We start from the raw sequence: 19773 nt of genomic DNA on the forward strand, positions 1-19773 counted from the left end.
TTAATTCTCGTTTTCATAATGAACAGACCCGACAGCGACCTCTTGATCTGCATATGCGAGTCCTGGATTGTCTCCCAGATAGGCACCTTGCTCGATCAATTTGCGCTGTAATTCAGGAATGGACACATCACGGAAGCCAATATCCTTAACGCTCGCCATCGAAGCTGCAACACCAGCAGCTTCACCCATGGCGAAGCAATTCGGCATTACGCGAAGAGAACCTTGTACGGGACGATCAGACGAAACAGAGCGTCCTGCGACGATGAGATTCGATTTGCCTTGCGGAAGCATACAGCGATAAGGCACGCCGTGGGATTTTCCTTTTGGCAAATGCTTAATCGTCATTGTAGATCCGGCATTCGCCAAGTGGATATCAATAAAGTAGGAATTACGGGCAATATCGTCCTCGAAGGTACGCATCGAGAGGAAATCGTCCACGACAAGGGTGTAGTCGCCTTGAATGCGGCGGGTTTCGCGAATACCGATTTGATCGCCGGAATGGACAAGGAAAATATGCTCAAAGCCAGGCACATATTTCTTCAAGAATCGAATTTGTGTATCAATCAACTGACGTCCTTCGATCGCGGCACGCGTTAAATCTTCTGCTTTTGTTCCGTCGATATTGAAGACATGGCCAAAGTTAAAACCAACTACGGAATTCGAAATCCAAGCCATCCCTGAAATGCGCTTGCGTCCTTCTGGCAGTTCACCATTCTGCTGGGCTAAGGTCACGAGTTCTTCAAGCTGCGGATGCTGGCCTGTTTCAGCGAGAAATTGACTGAAGCGATCCTTATCTGCACCCGTAACGACATAGCACATCGTACCCGGCTGAAGCTCTCCATTTTCGCCCCCAACTTGAAAAGGAACCCCAGCTAATGCTGCAAGATCCGCATCTCCAGATGCATCGATGTACAGTTTCGCTTGCACGACGGAGCGACCGGATTTATTGCTAATGACAAGACCGCTGATGCGATCCCCATCAAGCAGTACTTGATCAGCAACGGTATGGAATAGCACTTGTGCACCGCTGGCAAGTACTTCGGCATCATAGACACGCTTGAGCGTTTCCACATCGATTGGAACCCAGTCCAGCAATTTTTCATATCGATTAAGGAAATCTTCTCCGGCTGCGTGTTTCATTTTTTCTAACAAATCGAGGCCGATACCACGAATAACAGGCTTTTCTCCATCGGTATATGGGCAAAATGCAGGTACAAGTGCAGCAGTTCCCATGCCTCCTAGGTAGCCCCTTTGCTCGATTAAGAGCGTGCTGGCACCATTACGCGCTGCCGCTATTGCAGCGGCAATACCTGTAGCACCACCGCCAACAACGACGACATCTGGGGTGTGACTGACTGTTAGCTTTTGAGCAGGTATGGTTACGGTTAAGTTGTTAGTAGATGAGTTAGTCATTCGAATTTTCCTCCTAGTGGGTGGACATTGGCGAGTCTAAACCGTCGCATTGTTTTCGCGTTTACATATTCAGAAAGCCTTTGTTTTCATTATAGATCGCCGTAACGAAGGAACTAGTTTAATTTTTATTTCATCCAAAAAGTAAGCGTGATATAGTGGACATGAATAAGTCATGTCAGTTGTGTCTTTTAACTATTGTCCGTTACAAACAACGTATTGGAGGTGTAATCAACCCCATGCCAACCCGCAAAGCAGTCACAATGAAAACAATCGCCATCGAGCTTGGCTTAACGGTGCAAACCGTGAATAAAGCGCTGAAGGGCAAGCATGGTATGTCGGAGGCGACTCGCCAACTCATTGTCCAAACAGCCGAGAAGCTCGGCTATTACACGATGGACCAGATCCGCAGTTTGAGGCTGGATCATATTGCGCCTTACCCGAATGAGCGCCTGCGTTTTCTGCTTGTTCAGACAGCAGAATCCGTGTCATATAACCGCTTGCTGCTGCAAGGTCTGCAGGATCGATTCTTCTCCTTCGGACATCGCATTGAGCTGCTCATGCTGCCGCAGCGCCCAAAACAAGAGAAGATGGCAGCTTGGCTAGAGGAAGCAGGAGTCCTATATGCAGACGGTATATTCATTGCGCCGAGCATTTTGCCTCAGGAGTGGGAAACGGTGCTTTTTGAGCTTCCCATTCCCCGAATTCTCCTAAGTTTTCCACCGTCGGGTGTCAAAATTGACAGTGTTATCTGGGATGTCTACGAAGCGACTTGCCAGGCTGTGGCCTATCTGCGAAGTCAAGGGCATGAGCGCATTATGTATGTGGGTGACATCCTAATGCAGCGAGGATCTATTCTGCGTTGGCAGGCGTTTGGCTATGCGATGCAAGCCTCTGGCATCACGATCTCGCCTTCCGAGCATTGCATAGGTCCACGTGACAGTAATATGGAGTGGCACAATGAACTCCTTAATCAAATTCAACAACAACAGCCAACTGCCATCATTTGCGGCATCGATCATGAAGTGCCTGTGGTCTATGACACCTGCAAGGTGCTTCAGATCCGAGTTCCAGACGATATTTCGTTAGTTGGTTTCCTCAATGAACAACCTGAAGTATTGCCGGAATTTACACGTCCGCTTCTTCCGATCTCACAAACGGGATATCGCGCAGCGGATCGGATGCTGTGGCGGATTGCCAATCCGACATTGCCTTTTGAACATATTCGCATTCAAGGTGAATTCCATATTGGTCTTACAACTGCAGGGATCTCATCCTAAGCCAGCCTATCCGAACCTTAAGATCGCACCAGAAATCATAAGATCCTCCTATGTCTCATGGCTTTGTCCAAGTTATAATATAGAGAACTGCGATTAGGGAGGCCGACACCAGATGTATAAACTTGTCATTGTGGACGATGAACCGACAGTACGTTTCGGGTTAAGTAATTATTTTGACTGGAAGGCATTTGGGATTGAGGTTGTAGGCGAAGCAGATGATGGTGACGTAGCGCTTGAGGTAATCGAGCGTGAGAAGCCGGATCTTGTCCTAACCGACGTGCGAATGCCCAATATGGATGGGATTCAGATGTCCAACCAGTTAAGTGAACGCTTTCCTCATATCAAAATTGTGTTCGTTAGCGGTCACGATGATGCTGAGTATTTGAAATCTGCGCTGAAGGTTAAAGCGGTTGATTATATGTTTAAGCCTGTCAATTTGGGCGAATTGGAGATAGTTATCGAAAGGTTAGTAAGCTCTCTCAATGAAGAGCAGCAAGAGCGCAAACTTATTGAAGATATGCAGGTCAAGCTCATACAGAGCATGCCCCTGCTGCAGGAGAAATTCCTTATGTCACTGATTCGGGAAGGTGTCATTTACCCGTCACGTGTGCAGGATCGTATCGATTTCCTTAATTTGCAGCTGCCAATGGAGGGAGCCTATTGGGTCATTGCTATTCGGATCGATGATGCCACTGAAGTTGCACAAACGCGGTCTGAGAGAGACCAACAGCTGCTATCCTATTCGGTTCTGAATATAGTGCAAGAGCTGATTGAGCGAAAGATTGGCGGCTATGTTTTTGAAAATCAGATCGGCGAATTCGTAGGAATTCTTCGTATGGCTCAGGAAGATGATCAGGAAAGCTTGCTGTTCACCCTAGCAGAGGAAGTCCGCGAAAGCCTTCATAATTATTTGAAAATCAGCGTTACGATCGGAGTAGGTGAACGGATTTCCAGACTTGCCAGTCTGCCGCAATCCTATTCGCAAGCGAAGGAAGCGGCCGATCAACGATGGTTTTTAGGCAAAAACCAGATCATTTCCATGGACAATTTGGAACAAGCCGAGGAGAGTGTGTATCGGTTTGATGCCTCACAGCAAGAGCGTATCGTCTCATCCTTGAAGTCTGCAGATACCTTGAAAGTGCAGGAAGAGCTGCACGAAATGTATAATGCGCTGTCGCGTAATCGGACAAATGGTATTGCTTATGGACGTAACATCAGTCTTCAATTGCTGCTTCTAGCCAGTCGAATATTGTTGGAGCTGCATGTCCAGAAGCAAGATCTCGAAAGTAAAGAAAACGAGCTCATGGCCAAAGTGTTCCAGCAAGAAACGTTAGGTGCTTTACATCGTCTTGTCGACGTGTTTTTGGTCGAGGTATGTGAACGCATTGGGGAGAAACGAAATGGCAAATCCAAAAATGTGATCGAACGGACATGGGCGATTATCGATAAACGGTATGCGGAGAATTTGCAAGTAGGCGATATCGCGACGGAAGTATTCCTGTCTACGACGTATTTGTGTTTGCTTTTTAAACAAGAAACTGGGGAAACGATTAACGAATATATGACCAAGGTTCGCGTGGAGCGGGCGAAAGAGCTACTGAAGGATCCCGCCAATAAGTTTTATGAAGTATGCTATGCGGTGGGGTATTCGGATCCTAGTTATTTTAGCAAAATATTCAAAAAATATACGGGATATACACCGAGCTCCTTCCGTGAGCAAGTCATGTAAAGAGAGTAGGGTTCATCATGCATGTCAAGAACAGAGGCTGGACGTTTATTACGATGATTTTCAAAAGTGTTCTTGCAGCAAGGCTATGGCTGATCGCCTATGCGGTGTTGATTATCATACCTGCTTCCATTTTTTTATATGCCTATTCCCAGCGATACTCGCACATCTTGGAAGAAGAAGTGACGCGTTCGATGCTTCAAACGTTGAAACAGGCCGAAATTAATCTGGATCATCAGTTCGATAACTTGCGGGATACGTCGAATTCGTTGTTTACGAATCTTAAGCTAGTGGAGTATTTAAATAACTCGTCCTCCTACAGCGAACAAATTGATGCATTAAAAGAAATGCGGTTATTAATTGATAATATCCAGACCAATACGAATGTGTTTCGTGTCCGACTATATGTAGATGAGAAAAAGCTATTTTCTCATGAGAAAGTAAATTTTTTCACAATTGAAACACTCATGACACGTCCTTGGTATGAGAAAGTAAAGAATGCTAGCGGTCATCTCGTTTGGACAGGTGTTTATGAGGAAAAGTTTATTGAAAATCCAGAGGATACCAAATTCATATTCTCAGGCATTCGCCTCCTAAGAGACCCAAATCATTTCGACAATGTATCCGGATACTTATCCCTAGACGTAGAAGCGAAGACGCTTGAAAATATCGTCGCAGGCATCTCACTGAACAAAGACCAGAGTGTCTTTATCGTTGCTCCGGATGGCTCCATTGTGTTTCACAGTGATAAATCCTTACTAGGGACTAAGTTAGAATCGAAATCGGTTCTACAGGTTATTGAAGCAAATAAGGAAGGTGTATCGCCAATTGTTGAGAATGATACGCAACAATATGTCGTTTACACCACAGTAGACGCCACAGGTTGGAAGCTTGTAGCTGAGGTTCCGAAGAAGGGCATCAACTCAAGGGCTACCTCGTTAAATCAATTTTCGAGTGTAGCTACGTTAACAGGGGTGACGATACTATTCCTGATCCTCGTTTTCATTTTATTAGCCTTTATCGTACGAGGGATGAATCGACGCGTTCAGACGGTTATTAAAGCCATTAAACGCGAAGGTGTGGCAGGCCTGGAGGAAAGGACAGTTACATCGGATGGTGATTTTAATCTGCTAGAAAAAAGTGTGGATCATCTCATTCATCGTGTGAAAGATTTAATGGAGGAAACCTATAGATCCAAGGTGCAAGAGCGTGAGGCACAGTTACGTGCTCTGCAAGCGCAGATTAATCCCCATTTCCTCTACAATACATTGGATACGATTAATTGGATTGCCATTGGACATAAAGCGCACGATATTAGCCAAATGATTGACGGGCTTGCTCGTTATTTTAGGCTTAGCTTGAATAAAGGCAAAGATGTCGTAACGGTTACAGATGAGCTGGAACTTGCGAAAGTATACTTAGAAATTCAGCAGACGCGTTTTCCCAAAAGCTTCGAGTTCGTGTTCGAGCTAACTGGGAAGGATGAATCGGATGAAACCCCGAGAGTAGGACTTACATTAGAATCGTATCTCATTCCTAAGCTCACTTTGCAACCGATTGTAGAAAATGCGCTACTTCACGGCATACGTAAATCAAAAGGGAAAACAGGTAAAATTACGATTCGCGCTTCTATAGAAGGGGATGATCTGCTTCTATCCGTTACTGATGATGGCATTGGTATGGATCCTGATTTTGCCCAAACCCTGCTAACAGAACCTAGACCGGCCATGCGAACAGATGGTTCTGGAAGCTCCTATGGCTTATACAACGTGAATGAACGAATTCGTTTGTTCTCGGGTGAATCCTACGGGTTGAGCATCCAATCTCAGCTTGGGGTAGGAACCACGATCACAGCAAGATTTCAATTGCAACGGCAAATCATAGAATCAAGCAGCTAGCACCACCAATATCATTGTGCCGTGCGTCGAAAGGAAGGATAAGATTGGTTACGGAGTCCATCCTAAATCAAGATTTGATACCGCATATTAGATATACGGATCTGTTGCATTTTAAACAGTGGAATACGCATGCAAGAATCATAACGGATTATTTGTTGCTTTATGTACAAGACGGTTCAGCACAATTAACTATTGATGCGAATACGTATCTATTGAAGCCTGGGCAGTTCAGTTTGATCCAGCCTGGTGTTGTTCATCAGCTCGAATCGGAGTCGCCATTGACGGTCATGGCGCTCCACTTCGAGCTCTTTTCATCTGGAGGTGGAGAGCGACTTCCTATGATTGTGCCGTTGGAGAGAGGCACTCATCCTGAATTGGTCAATTTGCAACCAGACTTAACAACTTTTGCTGATATTGCCGTTCCTATTGTGTTTAAGTCTTCTAGGAATGAGTGGATGGCAGATGTCTTTCTGCAAATTATCGAGCACTGGAACCGTCAACATGCACTGGCCAGGCTTCAAGCGCATGTGTATGCCGCAGAAATTATTCTGGAGTTACTAAAAGAATATACGTCCCAAGACAGCTCTGAACATAAAAACGCCATCTCCCTAAACTGGGTGCCCGCGTACATGCAGTATCGGTTATCTGAACCGCTTTCTGTAGAGGAAATGGCCCGTAAAGCGTTCATGTCTCGTTCCTATTTCTCCATGCTATTCCGAAACCAATTCGATATGGCGCCTCATCAATACTTGCTTAAACTAAGGCTCGAACATGCGACGGAACTTTTACGAGGCACCTCGATGCCGCTTCAAAACATCGCCGATAGCTGTGGGTTCTCGAGTGTGCATCATTTTTCAAAAATGTATAAACTTCGCTTCGGATGTCCGCCAAGCCATAGGAGACATAAACAATGAAAAAGACGTTTTGATACATTTATTAAGAATTTTGACAAAGCCAAATCATGCGATCTCGCCTTATAATGATGCCATACACCATATCCATTCAAGCTTAGGGAGGCCAATATGATCTCGTATGCAGGTATTGCCAATCCGTTCGGTACAGGGACATATAGTGTAGAGATGAACTCGAAATTGCTGCGTAGATACAGGTACATCCATGAGCAATTGTTCTTTTGTGCAGCAGGACAGCTTCCGGCGAGAGAGAACTGGCATTTGAAGGCTGCGTTAGGCAAGCATCTATATGAGGATGCAGAAGCGGCAGGTTCCCTACGTCGAAGAATTCTGGAACTAAGAACCTCCCCTATGCTATTGCAAAAACAGCCGAACGTCACACTTGCTTTGCTCTTTGACGAGTTGATTCATGCGCAAAGCGATCTGGAGCTGCTGGTCGGTGTGTATAGGGTAGTGAAACCGGCTTTGCTGAAAGCGGTTACGCAACATATGACAGATACGCAGCAGCTCGTCGATTATCCGACGGTTCGCTTGCTCAAGGCACTTTCCTCCGATTTACGTGAACAGATCACTTGGGGTGAAGGCATGATTGAGACGTTGCAGCAAGAAGGGGAGTCCTTGGAGCTAGCGGCGGAATTCGAAAGCAGAATCACAGGATATTTGGATGCAGCTGGGGGGATTAGCGGCGAACAGGGCACTTCCACACATGTCCCTGCCCGATGGCGGTCCGGCAACGTTTATGAGATGCCGAAACAAGCCATTCGTGATGCTAAGAAGATGGGAACACCTACCATGGGACGGGCCGTGCCGAACTTGCCTGAGGATCCATTGAAAATTCGACTAATCGGAATGATGAAGGCCAGACAAGAGGAAATGTCCGCGGTGGAGAATCTGGCGAGCGTCATTTATGACCAGAAGCTTATGCCATGGGAGTTTTACGAGGATTTGGCGCGGCATCTGTGGGATGAAGTACGGCACGCGTTGTTCGGTCAAGCGGCGCTCGAGGCAGAGGGCATTGATTGGATGTCGTTGCGTCAATACGTGGGCGGCTATGATCCACTCATCGAGAAGCTTCCGGCACAGCGATATGCGCTCTTAAGCATTGGTTTTGAGGAAAAGGCGATGCGGCGCCCTGGCAAAATTGCGGAGTACGAATTCTGTCGTGACGAAGCCAAGCACCCATTGATGGAGCGGTTCCAGGATTACGACTGGGCAGACGAAGTGACGCATGCCGCGTTCGGTCGTAAGTGGACGCCAGAATTGTTCGGTGAAGATCTGGATTATGTAAGGCAGGTTGCAGATGTAGAGTTGGCAGAGCGGGAGAAATTTTTCCAAGCATGGGCGAAACAGCAAGAGGCTGGCAATCAATAACTTAATGGAAGAAGGATGACAATGAGCAACCAACCAACTCAAACTTATGATTTTCAAAGACAGATCGAAACGTACGATTCAGCTGATGTCGTTGTTATTGGCGGTGGACCTGCTGGAACGGCAGCTGCCATTAGCGCAGCGAGACTAGGGAAGAAAGTCACTTTGCTGGAAAAATCGGGCCAATTAGGCGGTATGGGGACGCTCGGAAACGTTAGTGTTTTTATGCCGATTGGTAACGTGACGGGTATTTACCGGGAGATGATTGCCGAAGCACTGGCCGACCATTTGCCGAAAGATCACGATGTGTCGATTGCCCCGCAATATTCGCCTTTCATACTGAGACAATACTTAAATGAGAAAATGAAGAAGGAAGGCGTACAGGTAATCTATCATGCGGAGTTTATCGGCACGGTGAAGGAAGACAGAAGTGTAAAGGCTGTCATCGTATCGACGCGTGAGGGTTTGAAAGCTTTCGAAGGCAAGCAGTTCATCGACTGTACGGGAGATGCAAGAGCCGCATTAGATGCGGGTGTACCTTATACGTCGGGACGAGATGAAGATGGCATGACTCAACCCATGACATTGATGTTTATGATGCAAAATACAGGAAAGCCAGTAGCCCAAATTTTACCTGAAGGCTGCTATCGATATGACGAAGTATCGGATTTACCTCAAGGTCGCCGTTTATATTGGGAACGAAACAATGACGGCACACTGCTAGTGAATATGACACGTGTCAAAGGCAATGGGGCGAAAATTGAGGACGTCAATTATGCGGAGACCGAGGCATTGAGACAAGTGTTTTCCGTCGTCAATTACTTACAACGCAACGGATTTGAAACCTACGCGCTCTCGCATATCGCGAATCAAGTCGGCGTCCGGGAGACCAATCAGATCCAGGGTCTCTACACACTAACGGAGCAAGACGTCGTGCACGGAACACGCTTTGCGGATGTGGTAGCACAAACGAACTACGAAATCGATATTCATAGTCCCGATGGACAAAAAACGACGGATGAGCGGAAGGTCGATGGCTATGACATTCCTTACCGATGCATGGTGACAGAGCAACTGGATAACCTGCTGGTAGCGGGACGGTCGATTTCAGCCACGCACGTAGCGATGTCCTCCATGCGGGTACAGGCGACTTGCTACGCTCTAGGGCAAGCGGCTGGAATCGCGGCATCCATCGCCACAGACGATGCCTGCTCTGTCCAGGACGTTTCGATCGAAACGCTTCATAGCGCGCTGAGCAGTCAGGATGTTGTCTTTTATAAGCAAGGGCAAGTGTCACATCACTAATACGCAATAACTGGATAACAATCAACAAACATCCATTTATTGTCATGAATATTAATTCCATAATAGTCATAAGACAAGCCGCCTCTTCGGTCAAGAGGTCGGCTTTTTTTGCGAAACATCATAAGATTGCACCAGAAACAGAAATATTACCATCTACAAGTCCACTTTGGCGACCTATATAATTGACCTATAAGAACACGGAGGTGAGCCATTCATGAGTGTTACACTTACAGAGGCGGAACGAAAAACAGCTCACGCCAAGCCGAAGATCAAAGGTAGCGGCCGTTGGAAGCTGGTTGTCACTAATTATGATTTATACCTTTTATTAATCCCAGGGATACTATTTTTGCTTATATTCAAATATGCGCCTATGTATGGGATTATCATCGCATTTCAAGACTTTAATATTTTCGATGGGTTTATGGGAAGTAAGTTTGTAGGTCTGGATCAATTCGAGAAGCTGATCCATTCCGAAGAGTTTTATCAGGTTTTCGTGAATACCTTGTTGATCAGTGTTTACAAAATTGTGCTTCTTTTTCCGATACCGATCATCATTGCACTTTTCTTAAATGAGGTTCGGAAGGCTTTTTTCAAGAAGACGATTCAAACGATTATCTTTCTACCACATTTCTTATCATGGGTCATCATATCAGGGTTATTTATTAATATCCTGTCCCCATCAGGCGGTCTAGTGAACAATGTGATTGAGTGGTTCGGAGGGACACCGATTTCCTTCTTCCTGGACAACCAATTCTTCCGAAGCGTGGTCGTATTCACCGCTGGTTGGAAAGAATCAGGCTGGAACGCCATTATTTTTATCGCAGCTATTGCAGGTATTGAGCAGGAACAGTATGAAGCTGCATCCATTGATGGCGCAGGCCGCATTAGACAAATGCTTCACATTACGTTGCCAGGCATTGTACCAACCATCGTTTTGATCTTGATTTTACGTATGGGTTACTTGCTTGAAGCGGGTACGGAGCAAATATTAACGATGTACAATTCTGTCGTGTATCAATCAGGTGATGTGATCGGGACTTTCGTCTATCGTCAAGGGCTCGGTCAACAAGATTATAGTTTTAGTACAGCAGTCGGGTTGTTCAACTCTCTTGTTGGGTTTATCTTGATCGTTGCAGGTAATGAACTTAGCAAAAAGCTGATCAAGCGAAGCATATGGTAGGGGGGGCAGAGCATGCATAAGAAAACACTGAGTGATTGGACCTTTGACATTTGTATTTATCTTGTTTTACTCCTGTGCGGCTTAGCTACTTTGCTGCCACTAGCGAATATTTTATCCAAAGCAATTAGTGAAGAATCAGCTGTAGTTTCCGGCAAAGTTGGCATTATCCCAGTCGGCTTCCAGTTAGATACGATGAAATATGTGGTGTCGTCCAGCCAATTCCTCCATTCCATTGGGATATCGCTCCTAATTACGGTTGTAGGAACAGTGATTGCGATTCTGGTGACAGCGTTAACAGCTTATCCATTGTCCAAAAGGCATCTACCCGGTATTTCTTTTATTATGGTGCTGTTCATATTCACGATGATGTTTAATGGCGGTATTATTCCGAATTACTTATTGATGAAGAAACTACATTTAATCAATAGCTTATGGTCGCTGATGCTGCCTGCACTGATTAGTGTGTTCAATATGCTTGTTATCAAAAGTTACTATGAATCATTGCCAGAGTCGCTTGAAGAGTCTGCCAAAATGGATGGCGCTCGCAATTTCACGATTCTTTGGAAAATTGTTCTACCATTAAGCGTGCCTGTCATCGCAACGATTGCTCTTTTCTATGCGGTTTACTTCTGGAACGACTATTTTCATCCCATGCTTTACATTAATGACGCAGGTCTTAAGCCATTGCAGCTCTACTTGCGAGATATTGTCATGGATGCAGATAGCTCCAGTGCTGTGAACAAGAGCGTTGACGATATGATGAACGTATCAGCGGAAGGCATTCGAGCTGCGACCGTCATCGCTTCAATCATACCGATGTTGCTTGTTTATCCGTATTTGCAAAAGCATTTTGTCAAAGGTGTACTTATTGGATCTGTAAAAGGGTAAATCTGCATTAACGCCTATGATGCGAGCATCAAGGGTTTAATGATATATTAAACAGAAGACTAGGGAGGTTTACACATGTTAAAAAATAACAAAAAAGTGATGCTAGTAGCTGTTGCAGCGAGCTTATCAGTAACATCTCTTGTCGCTTGCTCTTCCAAAAGCACGGATACAGGAAGCAGCACAACAGCCCCAGCTAGTACAACAGCCGCAGCTACTGCTTCTGCTGGACCTAAACCAGAATTGAAATCGCTTCAAGTATGGCAAAAGGATGACTATAATACGTATCCAGTTGCAAAATACTTGGAACAAGCAACAGGATATAAAGTGCAATATGATATGCTGCCACAGGACAAGCCGGCGGACAAGTTGAATATCTTGATTGCGTCTGGGGAATCTTATGATGCCATTACGACAGGCGGATCAACAGACTTCAAAGCGTTATATGCGGATTATGCCAAAAAAGGTGCTTTAACTGACTTGGGTCCGTTGATTGACAAATTTGGACCGAACATTAAAGCGGCCATTGCCCCTTCTGCTTTGGAAGCTGCCAAAATAGATGGGAAACTTTATGCGATCCCAACAACAACGCTCTCATTTGCAGGTGAAAGTTTGTACATTCGTCAAGACTGGCTTGAAAAAGTAGGAATGAAAGCGCCAACAACGACAGACGAGCTAACGGCTGTTCTTAAAGCCTTCAAAGAGAAAGATCCTGGCGGAAACGGTGACAAGAATATTCCTTTAACGGTAAAAGGTGAAGCTCCAATTATTCCTAACATTGCTGGTGCTTTTGGTGTACCGAATTTTTGGAATGATGTGAATGGTAAGCTAACGCCACGATTGCTAGACCCTGCTTACAAAGACTATGTAACGTATGTTTCGGATCTCTTTAAACAAGGTTTGCTCGACAAAGAGTTCGCAGCCAATAAAGATGCTACTGCCAAAGAAAAATTCTCAAGCGGTAAAGCAGGCATGATCATGCTTCACTGGGCGGATGTCCCTGTCGTAACAGATGCATTGGTCAAAAATATTCCTACCGCTAAAGCTGCTTTTATTCCAACGTTAAAAGGGAAAGATGGAAAAACAGGTCTAAGTGCTTCAGCAGGCTTCGATCGTATTACTTATATTCCTAAAGCTTCCAAGCATCCGGAAGATGCGATCAAGTGGATGAACGCTAAGCTTGAGAAAGATACGTTCAGAACGATGGCAATCGGTGAAGAAAATAAACATTTTACACTTAAAGATGGTGCGTATACGCCAATTCAACCGATTTTTACGGATGAGCGAAATCAAGCCAACAACTTCTTAACGGGTACAGACGATAGAATCTATCAAACGTATTGGCAAGCCCGTGTTCGTAAGGATATGCGTTTGTTCGATGCTTGGAATTTCATGAATACTCTTCAACCAGCAAATACGAGAGTTGCAGATCCGTTAGGCTTTGCTCCATTCTTACCTGAATTCTCGAAGAACTTCGCACAGCTTAACACGATGGTAAGCGACTATACGACCAAGCTTATCTTTGGTGCTGAACCGATGACGGGTATTGAAGCTTTCCAACAAAAATTCAAAACGTCAGGCGGAGACGCAAGTTACAAAGAAGTAAACGATTGGTACGCAACTGCTAAGAAATAAATGAAGCAAGTGTTTAGGTAATGATCTAAGTAAGGATATGGTTCCTGTATCTAAAATCATTCACTATGATAAGAATAACGTGTCATTCAATGCAAACCACTGGTAAATGTACCAGTGGTTTTTCTCTATAATTTTCGAGAGAAATCGTATGATTTTCGAGGCGTCTGAGCCTCCTGTAAGCTATAATATAGCGATGACTTCACAGACGGCCGCCCAAGCGGCAATCCGAAGTATTTGTCCGATCAAGGCGGCGCATTTGAGTTCGAAACACACAGACGGTGACTTGATCCTCCGCCAGCAAGTAACGGAAGAGCAAATCCCGATCGATTGGAAGTATCGCCGAACACCGGAACCCTATACGCTCTTCGGCAGCCTGGAATGGACCAACTATCGTTTGTCGGTAGAGGTCCAGCTGGAGCAGCAGGCAGGCTATATCGGCTTAGGCGGCCGTATCAGCTATACATCCAAAAGCAATGAGCCGCCGGAAGGCTACTGGCTGCGCATGCGACATACGGGGCGGTATGAGCTGATGAAAGGGAAATACCCCCTTTTGCAGGGAGATAAGACCGCATTAGTCCCGAACGAATGGTACGCCTTGGAGCTGGCGTTTGAAGGCAAAACCGTCAAAGCACATTGGAACGGTGTGCAATTGTTTGAGCATGCCGATAGCGAGATTTCGAGCGGCCATGCGGCACTATTGAGCAGCTACCATCGACATGCGTTCCGCAACTTGCGGATCGAGCCAATTCGAGAATCTGCTCCTGTGGACTGTATTCGCTACCTCAATACCCACGCAGCACTTCACTACTCTGGAGACTGGGATAGGGCCGATGGTGATTGGAATGTCTACGCACGTACGTTGGCCAAATCAGGAGCTACTGGAGCAGCGTTATCGTTCCGTTTCAAGGGGGAAGCCGCAAGCATTGTTGGAAAGAAATGTGCCGATGGTGGATTCTTTGATATTTACCTAAATGGAGCTTATCAAGGTACGGTCGATACATACCGGCCGCAAACAGGCTTCCGCAAATCGCTATATACCGCGATCGGCCTAGATCCTCATACAGAAACCGAGATCCGGTTAGTTGTCAAAGAGATGAGGCATCCAGAATCAGCAGATACACATGTGTACATTAATGCGGTGGAGGTTGTTGCAGGACAGTTGATTACTTAAAATGATGCGAGTAAATATGAACCTAAAAAAACCGTCAGGGTGATTCTCCTGACGGTTTTTATCGTGGGATCAATAAAGGGTAGGAATAGGAGGACAGACTACGGTATCGATAAACCGTGAATCTAAGCCATAATACAACCAAAATGATCCAGTCCATCTAAAACCTGATGTTCCGAAGGACTCTACACGAATCGGGTAAAACCAGAAACTGTCACCATTTTTTAGCCATACATAGGTGTACTGATTCACACAATCGATCATATACGAACCAGAAGCTTTTGAAGGAGTATATACTGGCGGAGGAGGCAGTTGTTGTAAACTCATCGTTTCATTCCACTCCTTTAAAAGTAGGTACTTATCATGTATGATTCATAATATGTAGGTGAGTGACCAGTTGTTTGTGCAGATGCCTACCTATTCTCCTTCGCTTTTTCCCTCCCCCCATGACAAGCCGCAAATTTGTGCTATAGTAGAAGTAGTGATTTGTGAAAACGCTTTATAAATTCTGCCTCTAATCTCATCCAGCCCTTCAATCACTCCACCTTGCAAGGAGATGTTCCATCTTACATGTTCAACATCCGAGCCAGAATGAGCACCATCTACTCACGAATTCTCTTGTTTAACATCTTGCTCGTGATCATCCTTTCATTAGCCCCTCAGCTCATTTATATTCATTATTTCTCCACCGCCTATAATCAAGAAATCAATAGACAGAGTACCCAAGATGTCAACAAACTGAAATATGCCGTAGATGAAACGATTCTGGATCGCGTCATTCGCTTGGTGAATATTTATTTCTCCGATATTCCAAGCAATGAAGTGCTGGCGTATCCGCTTACGCACGATATCAGCGGCAACGGCTACAAGATTGCTGAAGTTAGCAACTTTTTGACAGATATCCCCTACAAGTTGAACTTCTTGCAATCCGTTGAAGTGTGGTATACGGCGGGGAACGTGTACATTAATGATAAATATAGTTCGTATCTGGATTCGGCAGGTTCCCTCAAAAGCTTGGATGAAGCATGGATCAATGTCTTGCGTACCATGACGACCCCGAATCGATGGCTGCCTCCTCGTGTAACCACACCATCAAATACGTCGGTGATCACTTATCTTTCGAATATTCCACTGATTGATAGCCTTGCGAATCGGCAAGCTGTCGTCGCCATCAACATCAAAGAAAGCGCGATTCATAATCTCATTCAATCCTCTCCAACAGATGGTGAAGTGTTATTTATTGTAGATGAGACAGGAAAAGTACTTGTCCATAGTGACAGCCAATGGGTTGGTCACAATTTCAGCCAGAAGGACTACGTCACAACACTCCTGCAACATTCAGAATCAGGTACGTTTGAAGCATCCGTCGATGGTGTTCAAAGTGTCGTTTCCTACGCCAAGTCCAAATATAACAATTGGAAATATGTCTCTGTCATTTCGATCGATACCCTGTATCAAAAATCGAAGCAGCTCAAGCATTATTTGCTGATCACAACGATCATCCTACTCACTGTCAGCTTGCTATTCTCGATCTATATGACCCATTGGGCTAATAAGCCGCTGCGCAGCATCATTCAAACCATTCGCAATCTGGGAAGCTCAGACGGTCAAGAGAAGCACGCGAAGAACGAATATACGATGCTCCATCAGGTGATTGATCGTGTGTCCCATACGATCACTGATTTGAATCATCAAATGGAGACGAATAAACCAATTATTCGCGATAAGTTCATCATGCGGCTGCTGCAAGGCGACCTCGATCAAACCGATCCGCAAGTAGCGAATATGGAGAAGATGCTCGAGTTGCATTTTGACCGAGAGAAGACGGCATGTATGGCGCTCAAGGTTTTTGGCACTGAGGGGATAGGCCTGAAGAACGAGATGATGATCCAGTACAGCATGCTGCAGCATGTGGAAGAGCTTGGTGATTACTGGCTCTGTTCGACCATGGATAACGCAGGTCATATTATTGTGATACTTAATTATTCGAATGCTTTGGATAAGGAGAAAATTCACAGCAGTATCAGCCAACAGATGAAAGGGAAATTTGTGCTCGGATTCGGAAATGAATACGATCACGCCTACACGAATATCGCACAATCCTATACAGAAGCATGCGAGTGTTTGAATTACGCCTTCATCATGCCAACGGAGTCATGTATTGCGTATGAAGATCTGGCAATTGCGCAACGCAAAGAGCATGGCAGTGGCCTGCAAATTATCGAGCAGCTATCAGTCGCCGTACGTAATAGGAATCAGGAGATGGTGTTCTCTATTCTAGATATACTGCGGAAAGCACTTGTTTCGGGCAGATATCATATTGATTATTGCCGCAATACGGTATTTGATGCGATTTCGATCATCCGGACAACCGCCATTTCGATGGATATCGATCTAGAGCGATTCCTTGGTTATGACATTCGGGATTATGGCCGGAAAATGGACAATGTTGCTGATTTAACGGACTGGCTCACCGGTGTAGCTGTGCAAATTATGGAGTACCACACCACCAATGTGACCGACGATGACCCAGGTACCGCACTAGAACGTCAGATCCTTGCCTACATTGAGCAAAATATCTACAACGAAATTTCCCTATCTTCCTTAAGTGAGGGCATTCATATGAACTCCAGCTATGTGAGTCGAATTTACAAATCGGTCATGGGATCGAATTTCTCCGAGCATTTGGCTGGGATCAAAATGAAACACGCCGAAAGCCTCCTCAGAGAAACGGACTTATCGATAAAAGAGATTGCAGCGAAGCTCGGCTATACGAGCCCTCGTTATTTTGCGAATGTGTTCAAAGAAAACTTCGGATGTACACCCAAGAGCTATCGAGATAGCCTCGAAAGCTAGTCTCCCCAAGAGAGCTGCGATGCATTATGCATGGCAGCTTTTTCGTACCCGTCAAAGCAAAAAAACAACACTGGTAAAAAAATCTGTCATCCCACAGCAGAAACATGCCACGAATCCATGTTTCGCAACAAGACGTAAAAAAAACAGCACTTCCGTAAAGTTATTGGGCGTTGTCGATCTCCCCGCATAGGCCGTACGATAAGGGCATCAAATCGCACACAAGATTTCGGAACAGGAGGCATGGCATGGAGAGTAACGCAATCATCGCTGCACAAGAAGTGAAGGAGCGCGTACCGCAGATCACGAAAGAACGTGCAATCAAGCTGTATTGGAAACAGAAATACTTTTTCTTCATGTTAATACCCGTCATCGCCTACTACCTCATCTTCCACTACGCCCCCTTATATGGGATTGTCATTGCCTTTCAGAATTACTATCCACTAAAGGGCGTTGCAGGCAGCGAATGGGCAGGGCTAGATCATTTTAAGGAGCTATTCACGGGTCTGTATTTCTTACCGGTACTTAAGAATACTCTTATCATCTCCACGTATAAATTGATTTTTGGCTTTCCGGCGCCGATCATTCTCTGTCTCATTCTGAATGAGGTTCGCCTTGTGTTTTTTAAGAAAGCAGTTCAGACCATCACCTATTTACCGCATTTCATTTCCTGGGTAATTCTCGGCGGCATCGTGATCGAATTTCTGTCACCGACAAGAGGTTTGATCAATGCCATCATCATGGAATTTGGCCATAAACCGATCCTCTTCGTGACGAGTGAGACCTACTTTCGGTCTATCCTAGTCCTCTCCTCCATATGGAAGGAAGTCGGTTGGTCAACGATTATCTATCTGGCTGCAATCACAAGTGTGGATCCTGAGCTGTATGATGCGGCGGATATGGATGGGGCGGGGCGGCTGCGGAAAATATGGAACATCACGATGCCCTCGATCATGCCGGTCGTAACGATCATGTTCATTTTCGCGGTAGGCGGCATCATTAATGACGATTTTGATCAAATTTATAACTTGCTGAATGCCTCCGTCCTCTCGGTTGGAGATGTTATTTCCACCTATACGTATCAGATTGGGCTTGTGAAAGGCGATTACAGTTTCGCAACAACTGTCGGTTTGTTCAAAAATATCATTGCCTTTGTCTTAATTCTTCTCACCAATTATGTAGCCAAGAAAACGAATGACTATTCCCTATGGTAGGTGATTTCCGAAATGGCAGCACAACGCAAGAAAAAGAAACGAACCCTTGAGGATATCTTGGTAGATACGATTGTCTATACAACGCTCATCTTGCTAAGTGTGCTGACGATTATTCCCTTCATGCAGGTGGTCACGGTGTCGATGAGTCCGCCAGAAGTCGTGAGCAGCTACGGGATTCATTTGATTCCGCTGAAATTCGATTGGGATGGTTATCGCAAAATTCTAGCATATCAGCAAATCTGGACCGGGTACCAGAATACAATCGTTCGTGTCATTCTAGGTATTGTCGTCTCCATGACCTTAATGATTCTAGCGGCCTATCCCTTGTCTAAAAAGAATTTGGTACATCGCAAGTTTTGGACGATTTTTATGGTATTTACGATGTTTTTCAGCGGGGGCTTGATCCCGACATACTTGATTGTCAAAGGCGTCGGTCTCTATAACAGCGTATGGGCGCTTGTGCTGCCTGTCGCAATCAATACCTTTACCATGCTGATTATCCGCAATTACTTTATGTCCCTCCCGGAGGAGATTCAAGAGTCAGCCCGTATTGATGGGGCGAATGAGTTCGTTATTTTAACGCGCATCATATTGCCGATTTCCATCCCAATCCTCGCTACAGTGGGTCTATGGACGATGGTCTACCATTGGAATGAATGGTTTAACGCCATGATTTATCTCAAGGATTCGAAGAAGGCGGTCCTGCAGCTTGTGTTGCGCAAAATAATGTTTGAAGGCTCCGAGCCACAGGCAGTTGAGGCAGCAAATACAATTTACGCCAACACCGACACGATGAAAATGGCTGCACTCATGGTATCCCTGATTCCTCTGCTTGTTGTTTACCCGTTCCTGCAAAAATATTTCGTTAAAGGCGTCATGATTGGCTCATTAAAAGGTTAATCCCAGCCCCCTCACAGGGGATGGTTCACTAACATACATG

General features: G+C 45.3%; 14 protein-coding genes. 13 read left to right on the forward strand and 1 reads right to left on the reverse strand.

Annotated elements, in window-relative coordinates:
• A complete protein-coding gene (locus ASL11_RS30915; RefSeq protein WP_056623513.1) occupies nt 1-1413 on the reverse strand; it encodes an FAD-dependent oxidoreductase in 1413 nt (470 codons plus the stop codon).
• Between the two features lie 236 nt (nt 1414-1649).
• On the opposite strand from ASL11_RS30915, the gene ASL11_RS30920 reads away from it, so the two are divergent.
• From ASL11_RS30920 to ASL11_RS30980, 13 genes are all read left to right on the forward strand, one after another.
• Complete coding sequence (locus tag ASL11_RS30920; RefSeq protein WP_056623518.1) at nt 1650-2690, forward strand: LacI family DNA-binding transcriptional regulator; 1041 nt, start codon at nt 1650-1652, stop codon at nt 2688-2690.
• 112 nt (nt 2691-2802) lie between these two features.
• Nucleotides 2803-4419, forward strand: a complete 1617-nt coding sequence (locus tag ASL11_RS30925) for a response regulator (protein ID WP_056623523.1) — start codon at nt 2803-2805, stop codon at nt 4417-4419.
• 17 nt (nt 4420-4436) lie between these two features.
• A complete protein-coding gene (locus ASL11_RS30930; protein WP_056623526.1) occupies nt 4437-6314 on the forward strand; it encodes a cache domain-containing sensor histidine kinase in 1878 nt (625 codons plus the stop codon).
• A 44-nt stretch (nt 6315-6358) separates the two neighbouring features.
• Nucleotides 6359-7228: an AraC family transcriptional regulator gene (locus ASL11_RS30935; protein WP_056623528.1), complete on the forward strand. Its 870-nt coding sequence runs from the start codon at nt 6359-6361 to the stop codon at nt 7226-7228.
• Nucleotides 7229-7336: 108 nt separating this feature from the next.
• A complete protein-coding gene (locus tag ASL11_RS30940; RefSeq protein WP_056623531.1) occupies nt 7337-8596 on the forward strand; it encodes a hypothetical protein in 1260 nt (419 codons plus the stop codon).
• 21 nt (nt 8597-8617) lie between these two features.
• Nucleotides 8618-9898 carry an FAD-dependent oxidoreductase gene (locus ASL11_RS30945; protein WP_056623535.1) on the forward strand — a complete coding sequence of 427 codons (1281 nt, stop codon included), beginning with the start codon at nt 8618-8620 and terminating at the stop codon, nt 9896-9898.
• Between the two features lie 214 nt (nt 9899-10112).
• The gene (locus ASL11_RS30950; RefSeq protein WP_082596000.1) at nt 10113-11078 is read left to right on the forward strand and encodes an ABC transporter permease; all 966 of its coding nucleotides are present in this window, start codon (nt 10113-10115) and stop codon (nt 11076-11078) included.
• A gap of 12 nt (nt 11079-11090) precedes the next feature.
• Nucleotides 11091-11966, forward strand: a complete 876-nt coding sequence (locus tag ASL11_RS30955; protein ID WP_056623537.1) for a carbohydrate ABC transporter permease — start codon at nt 11091-11093, stop codon at nt 11964-11966.
• 75 nt (nt 11967-12041) lie between these two features.
• Nucleotides 12042-13598, forward strand: a complete 1557-nt coding sequence (locus ASL11_RS30960) for an extracellular solute-binding protein (RefSeq protein WP_056623539.1) — start codon at nt 12042-12044, stop codon at nt 13596-13598.
• A gap of 148 nt (nt 13599-13746) precedes the next feature.
• Nucleotides 13747-14769 (forward strand): family 16 glycoside hydrolase, encoded by a 1023-nt coding sequence (locus tag ASL11_RS30965; RefSeq protein WP_056623541.1) that lies wholly within the window; start codon nt 13747-13749, stop codon nt 14767-14769.
• A 567-nt stretch (nt 14770-15336) separates the two neighbouring features.
• Nucleotides 15337-17622 carry a helix-turn-helix domain-containing protein gene (locus ASL11_RS30970; RefSeq protein ID WP_056623544.1) on the forward strand — a complete coding sequence of 762 codons (2286 nt, stop codon included), beginning with the start codon at nt 15337-15339 and terminating at the stop codon, nt 17620-17622.
• Between the two features lie 245 nt (nt 17623-17867).
• Entirely contained in the window at nt 17868-18833 is a 966-nt protein-coding gene (locus ASL11_RS30975; protein WP_063795736.1) for an ABC transporter permease, read from the forward strand.
• Between the two features lie 12 nt (nt 18834-18845).
• The gene (locus ASL11_RS30980; RefSeq protein WP_056623546.1) at nt 18846-19733 is read left to right on the forward strand and encodes a carbohydrate ABC transporter permease; all 888 of its coding nucleotides are present in this window, start codon (nt 18846-18848) and stop codon (nt 19731-19733) included.
• The last annotated feature ends 40 nt before the right edge of the window (nt 19734-19773 follow it).

Source organism: Paenibacillus sp. Soil750 (assembly GCF_001428045.1).
Classification (GTDB): domain Bacteria; phylum Bacillota; class Bacilli; order Paenibacillales; family NBRC-103111; genus Paenibacillus_E; species Paenibacillus_E allorhizoplanae.